The organism is Streptomyces sp. NPDC050856, from assembly GCF_040653855.1.
Lineage (GTDB): Bacteria > Actinomycetota > Actinomycetes > Streptomycetales > Streptomycetaceae > Streptomyces.
Genome location: NZ_JBFAGV010000017.1, coordinates 118,841 through 133,175 on the forward strand (window position 1 = coordinate 118,841; position 14,335 = coordinate 133,175).

General features: G+C 71.8%; 13 protein-coding genes. All 13 read left to right on the forward strand.

Annotation, left to right across the window (positions count from 1 at the left end; all coding sequences use genetic code 11):
• Positions 1 to 2: 2 nt before the first annotated feature.
• The 13 genes from AB0H53_RS17755 to AB0H53_RS17815 all read left to right on the forward strand — a co-directional run bounded on the left by AB0H53_RS17755 (position 3) and on the right by AB0H53_RS17815 (position 14,182).
• A complete protein-coding gene (locus AB0H53_RS17755; protein WP_362113501.1) occupies positions 3 to 1,697 on the forward strand; it encodes a UDP-N-acetylmuramoyl-L-alanyl-D-glutamate--2,6-diaminopimelate ligase in 1,695 nt (564 codons plus the stop codon).
• Entirely contained in the window at positions 1,694 to 3,142 is a 1,449-nt protein-coding gene (gene murF / locus AB0H53_RS17760) for a UDP-N-acetylmuramoyl-tripeptide--D-alanyl-D-alanine ligase (RefSeq protein ID WP_362113504.1), read from the forward strand. Before AB0H53_RS17755 ends, murF begins: the two co-directional genes overlap by 4 nt.
• Positions 3,139 to 4,209 carry a phospho-N-acetylmuramoyl-pentapeptide-transferase gene (gene mraY / locus AB0H53_RS17765; protein WP_362113507.1) on the forward strand — a complete coding sequence of 357 codons (1,071 nt, stop codon included), beginning with the start codon at positions 3,139 to 3,141 and terminating at the stop codon, positions 4,207 to 4,209. The genes murF and mraY overlap by 4 nt, the downstream gene beginning before the upstream one ends.
• The gene (gene murD / locus AB0H53_RS17770; RefSeq protein WP_362113510.1) at positions 4,191 to 5,621 is read left to right on the forward strand and encodes a UDP-N-acetylmuramoyl-L-alanine--D-glutamate ligase; all 1,431 of its coding nucleotides are present in this window, start codon (positions 4,191 to 4,193) and stop codon (positions 5,619 to 5,621) included. Before mraY ends, murD begins: the two co-directional genes overlap by 19 nt.
• 50 nt (positions 5,622 to 5,671) lie before the next feature.
• Positions 5,672 to 7,060 carry a putative lipid II flippase FtsW gene (ftsW, locus tag AB0H53_RS17775; RefSeq protein ID WP_362113513.1) on the forward strand — a complete coding sequence of 463 codons (1,389 nt, stop codon included), beginning with the start codon at positions 5,672 to 5,674 and terminating at the stop codon, positions 7,058 to 7,060.
• Between the two features lie 6 nt (positions 7,061 to 7,066).
• Positions 7,067 to 8,161, forward strand: coding sequence for an undecaprenyldiphospho-muramoylpentapeptide beta-N-acetylglucosaminyltransferase (gene murG / locus AB0H53_RS17780; RefSeq protein WP_362113516.1), 1,095 nt, complete (start codon positions 7,067 to 7,069; stop codon positions 8,159 to 8,161).
• A 13-nt stretch (positions 8,162 to 8,174) separates the two neighbouring features.
• Positions 8,175 to 8,984: an FtsQ-type POTRA domain-containing protein gene (locus tag AB0H53_RS17785; RefSeq protein WP_362113519.1), complete on the forward strand. Its 810-nt coding sequence runs from the start codon at positions 8,175 to 8,177 to the stop codon at positions 8,982 to 8,984.
• A gap of 280 nt (positions 8,985 to 9,264) precedes the next feature.
• On the forward strand, positions 9,265 to 10,485 hold the full coding sequence (gene ftsZ, locus AB0H53_RS17790; RefSeq protein ID WP_362113522.1) for a cell division protein FtsZ: 1,221 nt from the start codon (positions 9,265 to 9,267) through the stop codon (positions 10,483 to 10,485).
• 9 nt (positions 10,486 to 10,494) lie between these two features.
• Positions 10,495 to 11,226 carry a peptidoglycan editing factor PgeF gene (pgeF, locus tag AB0H53_RS17795; RefSeq protein WP_362113525.1) on the forward strand — a complete coding sequence of 244 codons (732 nt, stop codon included), beginning with the start codon at positions 10,495 to 10,497 and terminating at the stop codon, positions 11,224 to 11,226.
• 3 nt (positions 11,227 to 11,229) lie between these two features.
• Complete coding sequence (locus tag AB0H53_RS17800) at positions 11,230 to 11,949, forward strand: YggS family pyridoxal phosphate-dependent enzyme (RefSeq protein ID WP_362113528.1); 720 nt, start codon at positions 11,230 to 11,232, stop codon at positions 11,947 to 11,949.
• 124 nt (positions 11,950 to 12,073) lie between these two features.
• Positions 12,074 to 12,697: a cell division protein SepF gene (gene sepF / locus AB0H53_RS17805; RefSeq protein ID WP_362113531.1), complete on the forward strand. Its 624-nt coding sequence runs from the start codon at positions 12,074 to 12,076 to the stop codon at positions 12,695 to 12,697.
• A gap of 69 nt (positions 12,698 to 12,766) precedes the next feature.
• A complete protein-coding gene (locus AB0H53_RS17810; protein ID WP_362113534.1) occupies positions 12,767 to 13,063 on the forward strand; it encodes a YggT family protein in 297 nt (98 codons plus the stop codon).
• 48 nt (positions 13,064 to 13,111) lie between these two features.
• Entirely contained in the window at positions 13,112 to 14,182 is a 1,071-nt protein-coding gene (locus tag AB0H53_RS17815) for a DivIVA domain-containing protein (RefSeq protein ID WP_362113536.1), read from the forward strand.
• Positions 14,183 to 14,335: the final 153 nt, after the last annotated feature.

Consider the following 14,335-nt stretch of genomic DNA (forward strand, 5'->3'; position numbering starts at 1 on the left):
CAGTGACAACCATCACCCCCGATCCCGGGAACCGTTCCGGCGCGTCCCGCGCAGCCGTCCCGGGGGCGGCCTCATTTAGCCCGATCGCGGGTACGCCCGGTACGCTCACCGCCGTGCCACACGCTGATCAGTCCCGAACCCCCCAGCAGGACGCCCCCGTGACGTACCCGGGAGCGCCCCGCCCGGTCCAGGTCCGCCCCACACCCCTGGGCGAGCTGGCCGCCCGGCTGGGGACCCCGTCCCCGGGCGCGGGGGAGGTGACCGGGATCACCCATGACTCCCGGGCGGTGCGCCCCGGGGACGTGTACGCCGCCCTGCCGGGCGCCCGCTTCCACGGCGCCGACTTCGCGCCCCAGGCCGCCGCGCTGGGCGCCACCGCGATCCTCACCGACCCGGCGGGCGCCGAACGCGCCGCCGCGACCGGCCTGCCGGTCCTGGTCACCGAGGACCCGCGCGGCCGGATGGGCGGCCTCGCCGCCGAGATCTACGGACAGCCCGGCGAGGGCATGCTGCGGATCGGCATCACCGGAACGTCCGGCAAGACCACCACGGCCTACCTGGTCGAGGGGGGCCTGCGAGCGGCCGGCCACAGCACCGGGCTGATCGGCACGGTCGAGACGCGCATCGGCGACGAGCGCATCAAGTCCGAGCGCACCACCCCCGAGGCCACCGACCTCCAGGCGCTGTTCGCCGTCATGCGGGAGCGCGGCGTCGAGTCGGTCGCCATGGAGGTGTCCAGCCACGCCCTGGTGCTCGGCCGGGTCGACGGCTGCGTCTTCGACGTCGCCGTCTTCAACAACCTCAGCCCGGAGCACATGGAGTTCCACTCCGGCATGGAGGACTACTTCCAGGCCAAGGCCCAGTTGTTCACACCCCGCCGCTCGCGGCGCGGAGTGGTCAACTTCGACGACGAGTACGGCCGGAGGCTGGTCAAGGAGGCGTCCGTCCCGGTCGTCACCTTCTCCGCCGAGGGCGACCGAGACGCCGACTGGTACGCCCAGGACGTGGAGATCGGCCCGCTGGGCAGCACCTTCACGATCCTGGGCCCCCAGGGCGAGCGGGTCAGCGCCCGGGCCCCGCTGCCCGGCCCGTTCAACGTCGCCAACACCCTCGCCGCGGTCGTCGTCCTCGCCGTCGCCGGCGTCGACCCGCAGACCGCCGCCGACGGCGTCGCCGCCGTCCCGGGCGTGCCCGGCCGCCTGGAGCGCGTGGACGCCGGCCAGCCCTACCTGGCGGTCGTCGACTACGCCCACAAGACCGACGCCGTGGAATCCGTGCTGCGCTCGCTGCGCAAGGTCACCGAGGGCAGGCTGCACATCGTGCTCGGCTGCGGCGGCGACCGGGACGTGACCAAGCGCGGCCCGATGGGGGCCGCCGCGGCCCGGCTGGCCGACACCGCCGTACTCACCTCGGACAACCCCCGTTCCGAGGACCCGCTGGCCATCCTCGCCGCCATGCTGGCGGGTGCCGCCGAGGTGCCGGTCCACGAGCGCGGTGATGTGATCGTGGACGCCGACCGGGCCTCCGCCATCGCCGCGGCCGTGGCCCGCGCCGAGCCCGGTGACACCGTGCTCGTCGCGGGCAAGGGCCACGAGCAGGGCCAGGACATCGCCGGGGTGATCCGCCCCTTCGACGACCGCCAGGTCCTGCGGACGGCCATCCTCTCGACCCGTGACCAGTCAGGGATGAAGCAGTGATCGCCCTCTCTCTCGCCGAGATCGCCGAAATCGTCGGCGGACAGTCGTACGACATACCGGATCCGGCCGTCCAGGTCACCGGACCCGTCGTCCGGGACTCCCGCGAGATCCAGCCAGGCAGCCTGTTCGTCGCCTTCGTGGGCGAGCGCGTCGACGGCCACGACTACGCGCGGGGCGCCATCGACGCCGGCGCGGTGGCCGTTCTCGCCACCCGCCCCGTCGGCGTGCCTGCCGTCGTCGTGGACGACGTCCAGAGGGCCCTGGGCCGGCTGGCCCGCACCGTCGTCGAACGGCTCGGCACCCAGGTCGTCGCGCTGACCGGCTCGGCCGGAAAGACCAGCACCAAGGACCTGATCGCGCAGGTGCTCCAGCGCAAGGCCCCCACCGTCTGGACGCCCGGCTCCCTCAACAACGAGATCGGCCTGCCCCTGACGGCGCTGAGCGCCACCGAGGAGACCGAGCACCTCGTCCTGGAGATGGGAGCGCGCGGAATCGGCCATATCCGCTACCTCACCGAGCTGACCCCGCCCCGGATCGGTCTCGTCCTGAACGTCGGCTCCGCCCACATCGGCGAGTTCGGCGGACGTGAGCAGATCGCCCAGGCCAAGGGCGAGCTCGTGGAGGCCCTCCCGGCCGACGGCGTGGCCGTGCTCAACGCGGACGACCCCCTGGTACGGGCCATGAGCAGCCGCACCCGCGCGCGCGTGCTCCTGTTCGGCGAGGCCGCCGAGGCCGCCGTACGGGCCGAGAATGTCCGGCTCACGGAGAGCGGACAACCCGCTTTCAGGCTTCACACACCCACCGGGTGCAGCGACGTGACCTTGCGCCTGTACGGTGAGCACCACGTGTCGAACGCGCTCGCCGCGGCCGCCGTCGCCCATGAGCTGGGCATGTCCGTCGACGAGATCGCCACCGCGCTCTCCGAGGCGGGCACCCTCTCCCGCTGGCGCATGGAGGTCACCGAGCGTCCGGACGGTGTGACGATCGTCAACGACGCCTACAACGCCAACCCCGAGTCCATGCGGGCCGCCCTGCGCGCGCTCGCGGCCATGGGCAAAGCCTCACGGGCTGAGGGGGGACGGACGTGGGCGGTGCTCGGCCAGATGGCCGAGCTCGGCGACGAGTCGCTGGCCGAGCACGACGCGGTCGGACGGCTCGCCGTCCGGCTCAACGTCAGCAAGCTCGTCGCAGTCGGGGGCAGGGAAGCGTCCTGGCTGCAACTGGGCGCATATAACGAGGGTTCGTGGGGTGAGGAGTCGGTGCACGTGTCCGACGCGCGGGCGGCGATCGACCTGTTGCGCAGTGAGTTGCGCCCGGGAGACGTCGTGCTGGTGAAGGCATCCAGGTCGGTCGGGCTCGAGCGGGTCGCCCAGGCACTGCTCGAGAACACCGCCGAGGGTAGGGGCATCCCCGCCGGAGGTAGCGGAAAGGTTGCCGGCCGATGAGGCAGATCCTCTTCGCGGGGGCCATCGGGCTCTTCCTGACCCTGATCGGTACGCCGCTGCTGATCAAGCTCCTGGCCCGCAAGGGATACGGGCAGTTCATCCGGGACGACGGCCCGCGCACCCACGGCAGCAAGAAGGGCACGCCCACCATGGGCGGCATCTCCTTCATCCTGGCCACGCTCATCGCCTACGCCCTGGCCAAGGTCATCACCGGTGAGGACCCCACCTACTCGGGTGTGCTGGTGCTCTTCCTGATGGCCGGCATGGGCCTGGTGGGCTTCCTGGACGACTACATCAAGATCGTCAAGCAGCGTTCGCTGGGCCTGCGGGCCAAGGCCAAGATGGCCGGCCAGCTGATCGTCGGCATCGCCTTCGCCGTGCTGGCCCTGCAGTTCGCGGACAAGCGGGGCAACACCCCCGCCTCCACCAAGCTGTCGTTCATCACCGACTTCGGCTGGACGATCGGCCCGGTGCTGTTCGTGGTGTGGGCGCTGTTCATGATCCTGGCGATGTCCAACGGCGTGAACCTGACCGACGGTCTGGACGGCCTGGCCACCGGCGCCTCGGTGATGGTCTTCGGCGCGTACACCTTCATCGGCCTGTGGCAGTTCCAGGAGTCGTGCGCCAACGCGCTGACCCTGACCAACCCCAACGCCTGCTTCGAGGTGCGCGACCCGCTCGACCTGGCCGTCGTCGCCTCCGCGCTGATGGGCGCCTGTTTCGGCTTCCTGTGGTGGAACACCTCCCCCGCCAAGATCTTCATGGGTGACACCGGTTCGCTCGCCCTCGGCGGCGCGCTGGCGGGCCTGGCGATCTGCTCCCGCACCGAGCTGCTGCTCGCGCTGCTGGGCGGCCTGTTCGTCCTGATCACCATGTCGGTGGTCATCCAGGTCGGGTCCTTCAAGATGACCGGCAAGCGGGTCTTCCGGATGGCACCCCTCCAGCACCACTTCGAACTCAAGGGGTGGTCCGAGGTCCTGGTGGTGGTCCGGTTCTGGATCATCCAGGGCATGTGCGTCATCGTGGGCCTGGGGCTCTTCTACGCGGGATGGGCAGCCGACAAGTGAGTACCACCTGGCAGGGCAGGAAGGTCACCGTCGCCGGGCTGGGCGTGAGCGGCATCCCCGCCGCCCGCGTCCTGCACGGCCTGGGCGCGGTCGTCACGGTCGTCAACGACGGCGCCGACGAGCGCTCCCGCGCCCAGGCGGCCCAGCTGGAGGCGGAGGGCATCACCGTCCGCCTCGGCGACGGCGCCACCCTGCCGGAGGGCACCGAACTGGTCGTCACCACGCCCGGCTGGCAGCCCGACAAGCCGCTGTTCGCCGCGGCGGCCGAGGCCGGCGTGGAGGTGTGGGGCGACGTGGAGCTCGCGTGGCGGCTGCGCGGGCCGGACGCCGCCCCCTGGCTCGCGGTCACCGGCACCAACGGCAAGACCACCACCGTACGGATGCTCGCCTCCATCCTGGAGGCGGCCGGCCTGAGGACGGCGGCCGTCGGCAACATCGGCGTCTCCCTCCTCGACGCGGTGCTCGGCGAGGAGGAGTACGACGTCCTGGCCGTCGAGCTGTCCAGCTACCAGCTGCACTGGGCGCCCTCGCTGCGCGCCCACTCCGCGGCCGTGCTGAACCTGGCCCCCGACCACCTCGACTGGCACGGCTCCATGGCGGCCTACGCCGCCGACAAGGGCCGGATCTACGAGGGCAACACCGTCGCCTGCGTCTACAACGCGGCCGACCGGGCCACCGAGGACCTGGTGCGCGCGGCCGACGTCGAGGAGGGCTGCCGGGCCATCGGCTTCACCCTCGGCACGCCGGGCCCCTCCCAGGTCGGCGTGGTCGACGGCATCCTGGTGGACCGCGCCTTCGTCGAGAACCGGCACCAGCAGGCCCAGGAGCTGGCCGAGGTCTGCGACGTGGACCCGCCCGCCCCGCACAACATCGCCAACGCGCTCGCCGCGGCGGCCCTGGCCCGCGCCTTCGGCGTGCCGCCGACGGCCGTCCGGGACGGACTGCGCGCCTTCCGGCCGGACGCCCACCGCATCGAGTACGTCGAGGAGGTCGCGGGCGTCTCCTACATCGACGACTCCAAGGCCACCAACACGCACGCCGCCGAGGCGTCGCTCGCCGCCTACGACCCGATCGTCTGGATCGCGGGCGGCCTGGCCAAGGGCGCCACCTTCGACGAGCTGGTCCAGAGGTCGGCGAAGCGGCTGCGCGGCGCCGTCCTGATCGGCGCCGACCGCGCCCTGATCCGCGAAGCCCTGGCGCGACACGCCCCTCAGGTCCCGGTCGTCGACCTCGACCGGACCGACACTGGGGCGATGTCCGAGGCGGTCCGGGAGGCGGCACGGCTCGCCCGGCCGGGGGACACGGTCCTGCTCGCCCCGGCCTGCGCCTCGATGGACATGTTCGTCAACTACAACAAGCGGGGCGAGGCGTTCGCGGACGCGGTCCGCGCGCTCGCCGCCGAGCGCGCCTGACCGGCCACCGGGTCCGGCGCCCCCGGGCACGACTGGAGGGGACAGCGACCATGCGGGCCGACCACGGGTACGTACCGCACCGGGCGGGCCTCGCGCTGCGCGGCAGGACCGCCGGGCCGCGCCGCCCCCCGGCCGCCCGGGGCGGCGGCGGGCGGATCCGCCCGCCGTCCGTGCCCCGCCCGCCGCGCGGCAGCGGCGTACGGCGGCTGTACGAGCGGGCCCGCCGGGCCTGGGACCGCCCGCTGACCGCGTACTACGTGATCCTCGGCGCCAGCCTGCTGATCACCGTGCTCGGGCTGGTGATGGTGTACTCGGCGTCCATGATCAAGGCGCTGGAGCTGTCGCTGCCCGCCTCGTACTTCTTCCGCAAGCAGTTCCTGGCCGCGGTCATCGGCACCGGGCTCCTGCTGTTCGCCTCCCGGGTCCCGGCCAGGCTCCACCGGGCACTGGCCTATCCGCTGCTGGTGGGAACCGTCTTCCTGATGGTCCTCGTCCAGATCCCCGGGATAGGGCACTCCGTCAACGGCAACCAGAACTGGATCTACCTCGGCGGCCCCTTCCAGCTCCAGCCCAGCGAGTTCGGCAAGCTGGCGCTGATCCTGTGGGGCGCCGACCTGCTGGCCCGCAAGCAGGACAGGCGGCTGCTGACGCAGTGGAAGCACCTGCTGGTCCCGCTGGTCCCGGTCGCCTTCCTGCTGCTCGGGCTGATCATGCTGGGCGGTGACATGGGTACGGCGATCATCCTGACCGCGATCCTGTTCGGCCTGCTGTGGCTGGCCGGGGCGCCCACCAGGCTGTTCGTCGGGGTGCTGGCGGTCGCCGCCGCGATCGGCGTCCTGCTGATCCGCACCAGCCCCAACCGGATGGCGCGGCTCGCCTGCATCGGCGCCACCGAGCCGGGCCCGGGGGACAGGTGCTGGCAGGCGGTGCACGGCATCTATGCTCTGGCGTCGGGCGGATGGTTCGGTTCCGGGCTGGGTGCCAGTGTGGAAAAATGGGGCCAACTCCCGGAACCTCACACCGACTTCATCTTCGCCATCACCGGGGAGGAACTGGGGCTGGCGGGGACGCTGTCGGTGCTCGCCCTGTTCGCGGCTCTAGGCTATGCGGGTATCCGCGTGGCCGGACGCACGGAGGACCCCTTCGTGAGGTATGCCGCGGGAGGCGTGACCACCTGGATCACGGCCCAGGCCGTGGTCAACATCGGTGCGGTGCTCGGCCTGCTGCCGATCGCCGGTGTCCCGCTCCCGCTGTTCTCCTACGGGGGCTCCGCCCTGCTGCCGACCATGTTCGCCATCGGTCTGCTGATCGCCTTCGCGCGAGAGGAGCCCGCGGCGAGAGCGGCCCTGGCCATGCGGCCTGGTTTCGGCAAGCGGGCCGGGGTGAGTTGGAAGTCGATGCGACGGCGCGTCAAGAAGCGTCCGTCCGGAGAGCGGTGAATTTCGGTGCATGTCGTACTCGCCGGTGGGGGGACCGCCGGCCACATCGAGCCCGCGCTCGCCCTCGCGGACGCCCTGCGCAGGCAGGACCCGACCGTGGGGATCACGGCCCTCGGCACGGAGCGGGGTCTGGAGACCCGGCTGGTGCCCGAGCGGGGCTACGAGCTGGCGCTCATCCCCGCCGTCCCGCTGCCGCGCAAACCCACTCCCGAGCTGATCACCGTCCCCGGGCGGCTGCGCGGCACCATCAAGGCCGCCGAGCAGATCCTGGAGCGCACGAAGGCCGACTGCGTCGTCGGCTTCGGCGGCTATGTGGCGCTGCCCGGCTACCTGGCGGCCAAGCGGCTCGGCGTGCCGATCGTGGTGCACGAGGCCAACGCCCGGCCCGGACTGGCCAACAAGATCGGTTCGCGGTACGCGGCGGGGGTCGGCGTCGCCACGCCCGACAGCAAACTGCGGAACGCCCGCTACATCGGCATCCCGCTGCGGCACACCATCGCGACCCTCGACCGCGCCCGCGTGCGCCCCGAGGCGCGCGCCGCGTTCGGGCTCGACCCCAATCTCCCCACGCTGCTGGTCTCCGGCGGCTCCCAGGGAGCCCGCCGCCTCAATGAGGTGATCCAGCAGATCGCTCCGGTGCTCCAGCGCTCCGGGATCCAGATCCTGCACGCGGTCGGCCCGAAGAACGAAGTGCCGCACGTCGACAACATGCCCGGTATGCCGCCCTACATCCCGGTACCGTACGTGGACAGGATGGACCTCGCGTACGCCGCGGCCGACATGATGCTCTGCCGAGCGGGCGCGATGACCGTCGCCGAACTCTCCGCCGTCGGGCTTCCCGCCGCGTACGTCCCGCTGCCGATCGGCAACGGCGAACAGCGGCTCAACGCCCAGCCGGTGGTCAAGGCCGGCGGCGGGCTGCTGGTCGACGACGCCGAGCTGACGCCCGAGTGGGTCCAGGGCAACGTCCTCCCGGTGCTCGCCGACCCGCACCGGCTGTACGAGATGTCCCGGGCCGCCGCCGAGTTCGGCCGCCGGGACGCCGACGACCTGCTCGTGGGCATGGTGTACGAGGCGATTGCGGCACGCCACAAGGCGTGAGAAGGCAGGGAGCATGGCCGGACCGACGACCGCCGATCGCGGCGCCCGCACGCCGAAGTCCGCGGGCCGTCCGTCGGCCCGGCCACCCTCCGCCCGGCCGGGGCCGCCCGGTGGCCGCCGGCTGCCGGGCCCGCGCGTCGTCCTGCCGGCCGGGGCCGTGGTGGTGCTCGCCGTGGCGGTGCTCTGGGTGCTGTACGGCTCGACGTGGCTGCGCGTGCAGGAGGTCACGGTCACCGGGACGCGGGTCCTGACCCCGCGGCAGGTCGAGGCGGTCGCCGCCGTACCGATGGGCGAGCCGCTGGTCTCGGCCGACACCGGCGGCATCGAGGAGCGGCTGCGCCGGAGGCTGCCCCGGATCGACTCGGTGGCCGTCGTACGGTCGTGGCCGCACACCGTGGAGCTGAGGGTGACCGAGCGCCGCCCGGTCCTGCTGATCGAAAAGGGTGCGAAGTTCATCGAAGTGGATGCGAAAGGTGTGCGTTTCGCCACGGTCGCCCGGGCGCCCCGGGGGGTGCCCCGGCTGGAACTGACGGCCGATCAGTCACCCAGTCTGCGCCGCTTCGACACCGGCCGGCTGACGGTCGCGGCGGTGGGCGTGGCCGGGGACCTGCCGGCACCGGTCGCCGAGGACACCCGGGTGGTCCACGTCCGCTCGTACGACTCCATCACCCTGGAGCTGTCCGGCGACCGGACCGTGATGTGGGGCAGCGGGGAGCACGGGGAGGCGAAAGCCCGTGCGCTCACCGCACTGATGAAGGCAGCGCCCAAGGGGGCGCACTTCGACGTGAGCGCCCCCACCGCCCCTGCGGTGTCCCGGAGTTGACGCGCATACGCGCTGGCCAGCACCCTGGTTGGTCAGCGCTATGGGTGATCACATAGGGTGAAAAGAAAAACGGGAGGTTCGGCGTGTTCGTTGAACGTGCGCCACTTGTCGACTTAGTGTCCTGTTCGGAAGAGTCCAGCGAACAGAGACACTGGTAACCCTAAACTTCAACGTTAGGGTTTGGGTCGGCGTTTCGGACCGTCCCATCGGCATCCGTCGTCGCAACGCGGACAACCACCGCGAAGTGGCGACACGTAACTCGAGGCGAGAGGCCTTCGACGTGGCAGCACCGCAGAACTACCTCGCAGTCATCAAGGTCATCGGTGTCGGCGGCGGTGGTGTCAATGCCATCAACCGAATGATCGAGGTCGGTCTCAAGGGCGTCGAGTTCATCGCCATCAACACGGACGCACAAGCACTGTTGATGAGCGACGCCGACGTCAAGCTCGACGTCGGCCGCGAACTCACCCGCGGCCTCGGGGCCGGGGCCAACCCGGCAGTCGGTCGCAAGGCGGCAGAGGACCACCGAGAGGAGATCGAGGAGGTCCTCAAGGGGGCCGACATGGTCTTCGTCACCGCCGGCGAAGGTGGCGGCACCGGCACCGGCGGCGCGCCCGTCGTGGCCAACATCGCGCGCTCGCTCGGCGCCCTGACGATCGGTGTGGTCACCCGGCCGTTCACCTTCGAGGGCCGGCGCCGCGCCAACCAGGCGGAGGACGGCATCGCCGAGCTCCGCGAAGAGGTCGACACCCTCATCGTCATCCCGAACGACCGGCTGCTGTCCATCTCGGACCGCCAGGTCAGCGTGCTGGACGCGTTCAAGTCCGCCGACCAGGTGCTGCTGTCGGGCGTCCAGGGCATCACCGACCTCATCACCACCCCGGGCCTGATCAACCTGGACTTCGCCGACGTCAAGTCGGTGATGTCCGAGGCCGGCTCGGCGCTCATGGGCATCGGCTCGGCGCGCGGCGACGACCGCGCGGTGGCCGCCGCCGAGATGGCGATCTCCTCGCCCCTGCTGGAGGCGTCCATCGACGGCGCCCGGGGCGTGCTGCTCTCCATCTCCGGCGGCTCGGACCTCGGTCTCTTCGAGATCAACGAGGCCGCCCAGCTGGTCAGCGAGGCGGCCCACCCCGAGGCCAACATCATCTTCGGCGCCGTCATCGACGACGCCCTGGGCGACGAGGTACGGGTCACGGTCATCGCGGCCGGTTTCGACGGCGGCCAGCCGCCGGCCCGGCGGGACAACATCCTGAGCGCCTCCTCCGCCAAGCGCGAGGAGCCGGCCCCCGCGTCGCGCCCGGCCGAGACGCCCCGTCCCACCGGCGGTCTCGGCACGGTGCCGCTGCGCGAGGAGCCGCCGGCCCCGGCGGCCGAGCCGGCTCCGGCGGCCAACGAGACGAGCACGCTCTCGCCGGTCACGCCGCCGGCCGTGCCGCCGGCCCGCCCCTACCCGGACACCCAGGCCGAAGAGCTGGACGTCCCGGATTTCCTGAAGTGACACCCTGACGTGATAGGGCAGCACGACTTCGCGAGCGGCGCGCACTTCGCCTTCACCGACCGGTGGGGCGGGGTGAGCGCCGCTCCGTACGAGGAGCTCAACCTCGGCGGAGCGGTCGGCGACGACGCCGACCGCGTCCGGGTGAACCGCCGGCTCGCCGCCGGGGCGCTGGGACTCGACCCGGAGCTCGTCGTCTGGATGAACCAGGTGCACGGCCGGGACGTCGCCGTGGTCGTCTCCCCCTGGGGGGACGCCGACGTTCCACCGGTGGACGCGGTGGTCACCGCCCGGCGCGGCCTGGCCCTCGCGGTGCTGACCGCCGACTGCACCCCCGTCCTGCTGGCCGACCCGGTCGCGGGCGTGGTGGGCGCGGCGCACGCCGGCCGTCCCGGGATGGTCGCCGGTGTCGTACCGGCCGCAGTCGAGGCCATGGTCGGACTCGGCGCCGACCCCGCCCGTATCACCGCCCGTACCGGGCCCGCCGTCTGCGGGCGCTGCTACGAGGTCCCCGCCGCGATGCGCGAGGAGGTCGCGGCCGTCGAGCCCGCCGCCTGGGCCGCGACGAGCTGGGGCACCCCGGCGGTCGACGTCACCGCGGGGGTCCACGCCCAACTGGCCGCCCTGGGCATCGAGGACCGGCGGGCGTCGGCGGTCTGCACCCGGGAGTCGGGCGACCACTACTCGTACCGCCGCGACCGCACCACTGGACGGCTCGCCGGATATGTCTGGCTGGACGGATAGCTCATGACGGACCGCAAGACCGAACTCGCCGCCAACCTGGCGCGGGTGGAGGAACGTATCGCCGCCGCCTGCGCCGCCGCCGGGCGCGAGCGGGGGGACGTGACCCTGATCGTGGTCACCAAGACCTACCCCGCGAGTGACGTCCGGCTGCTGCACGAACTGGGCGTCCGGCACTTCGCCGAGAACCGCGACCAGGACGCCGCCCCCAAGGCCGCCGCGTGTGCCGATCTCGACCTCACCTGGCACTTCGTCGGTCAGCTTCAGACCAATAAGGTCCGTTCTGTAGCGAGTTATGCGCATGTGGTGCAGTCGGTCGACCGATTGAAGCTCGTGGGCGCACTTTCCGGCGCGGCGGTGCGCGCCGGGCGCGAACTGGGATGCCTGATCCAGGTCGCGCTGGACGCGGAGTCCGGCGAGCGCGGTGACCGCGGTGGTGTCGCGCCCGACGGGATCGAGGAGTTGGCCGCCGCGGTGGACGCCGCGCCGGGGCTGCGGCTCGGCGGGCTGATGACCGTCGCGCCGCTGGCCGGACCGTACGCGGGCCGCCAACGCGCGGCGTTCGGACGGCTGCTGGAATTGGCTGCCGGCCTGCGGGCCACTCGCCCGGCTGCGAACATGGTCTCGGCCGGGATGAGCGCGGACCTCGAGGACGCCGTGGCGGCCGGGGCGACACATGTACGCATCGGAACGGCGGTACTCGGCGAGCGTCCCCGCCTCGGGTAACGTCGCGAAGCAAGTCGGACCACAGCAGAAAATATGGTCATTTCCGCCGAACGGCGGACAGGCCCAGTGGATCGCGGGCACTTGGTGACGTTGCCGATCCACCACAGAGCGGAGGACTCAGAGAATGGCCGGCGCGATGCGCAAGATGGCGGTCTACCTCGGCCTCGTGGAGGACGATGGGTACGACGGCCGGGGCTTCGACCCCGATGACGACTTCGAACCGGAGCTGGAGCCGGAGCCGGAGCGCGACCGCCGGCGCCACCAGCCCCCGCACGCCGCACATCCGGCGGAACGGGAGGAACCGGTACGGGTCGTGCCACAACCGCCGGTCCAGCGCGAACCCGTTCCGCTTCCCGCTGAAAGCGGACGACCCGCCCGAATCGCCCCCGTGGCATCCATCACACCTGAACGCCCGAGCCTGGAGAAGAACGCACCGGTGATCATGCCCAAGGTCGTGTCCGAGCGGGAGCCCTACCGCATCACCACATTGCACCCGCGGACCTACAACGAGGCCCGTACCATCGGGGAACACTTCCGCGAGGGCACCCCCGTGATCATGAACCTCACTGAGATGGATGACACAGACGCGAAGCGACTTGTCGACTTTGCCGCCGGTCTGGTCTTCGGTTTGCATGGCAGCATTGAGCGAGTGACGCAGAAGGTGTTCCTGTTGTCGCCTGCTAACGTCGATGTCACGGCGGAGGACAAGGCCCGCATCGCAGAGGGCGGATTCTTCAACCAGAGCTGAGGGCACGACACCGGGAACAGCCGGCCGGGAGGCCGGAGACATGAGAGCCAGGGGAGAGGGAAGCGCGGGATGGGCGTTGCACTGCAGGTGGTCTACATCGCTCTGGTGTGCTTCCTGATCGTCCTGATCTTCCGGCTGGTCATGGACTACGTCTTCCAGTTCGCCCGTTCGTGGCAACCCGGGAAGGCGATGGTGGTCGTTCTGGAGGCCACCTACACTGTCACCGATCCACCACTGAAGCTTCTTCGGCGGTTCATCCCGCCGTTGCGTCTCGGGGGCGTGGCACTCGACCTGTCCTTCTTCGTTCTGATGATCATCGTCTACATCCTGATCTCGATCGTGAACAGCTTCATGATGCGGATGTAGCGATACGGTCCTGCCGACTGCCGACGACTACGTAGAGGTGAAGAAGAGATGCCGCTGACCCCCGAGGACGTGCGGAACAAGCAGTTCACGACCGTCCGCCTCCGAGAAGGCTATGACGAGGACGAGGTCGATGCCTTCCTCGACGAGGTCGAAGCCGAGCTGACGCGTCTGCTCCGGGAGAACGAGGACCTGCGCGCCAAGCTGGCCGCCGCGACCCGCGCCGCCGCGCAGAACCAGCAGCAGCAGGGGATGCGCAAGCCGCCCGAGCAGCAGGACCGTCCGGTCGGTCCCGGCGCTCCCGTACCCGCCGCCATATCGGGACCCCCGGTCCAGCAGCAGCCCCCGCAGATGGGTCCTCCCCAGCTGCCCGGTGGGGCTCCGCAGCTGCCGGCCGGTCCCAGCCACGGCGGTCCGCAGGGCCCGCACGGCCCCGGCCCCATGCAGGGCGGTCCCATGGGTGGCCCGATGGGCGGCCCCATGGGCGGTCACGGTCCGCAGATGCCGCAGCCGGGTCAGGGCCCCGGCGGCGACAGCGCCGCGCGGGTGCTCTCGCTGGCGCAGCAGACCGCCGACCAGGCGATCGCGGAGGCCCGTTCCGAGGCCAACAAGATCGTCGGTGAGGCCCGTTCGCGCGCCGAGGGCCTGGAGCGCGACGCGCGCGCCAAGGCGGACGCCCTGGAGCGGGACGCGCAGGAGAAGCACCGCGTCGCGATGGGCTCGCTGGAGTCCGCCCGCGCCACGCTGGAGCGCAAGGTCGAGGACCTGCGGGGCTTCGAGCGCGAGTACCGCACGCGGCTGAAGTCGTACCTGGAGAGCCAGCTCCGTCAGCTGGAGACCCAGGCCGACGACTCGCTGGCCCCGCCGCGGACTCCGGCCGCCGCTTCGCTGCCGCCGTCCCCGTCGATGGCGTCGGCGGGTGCCAACGGCCCCTCGTACGGCGGCAACCAGTCCATGGGCGGCGGTCCGTCCATGGGCGGTGGCCCCTCGTACGGCGGCCAGCAGCAGATGTCGCCGGCGATGACCCAGCCGATGGCGCCGGTGCGGCCGCAGGCGCCGCAGCCGATGCAGCAGGCTCCCTCGCCGATGCGCGGCTTCCTCATCGACGAGGACGACAACTGACGGCGGCCGTTGGCGCGAGGAGCGCGTAGCCGTCGGCCGGCAGGCTGTCAGGGCCGGGGGGCCCGGGGGGGCGGGGGGGGGGCCCGCCCGGTTGGCGGCGCCCCCGCCCGCCCCCCCCCCCCCCCCCCCGCGCCGGCCCGCGCCCCCGCGCGG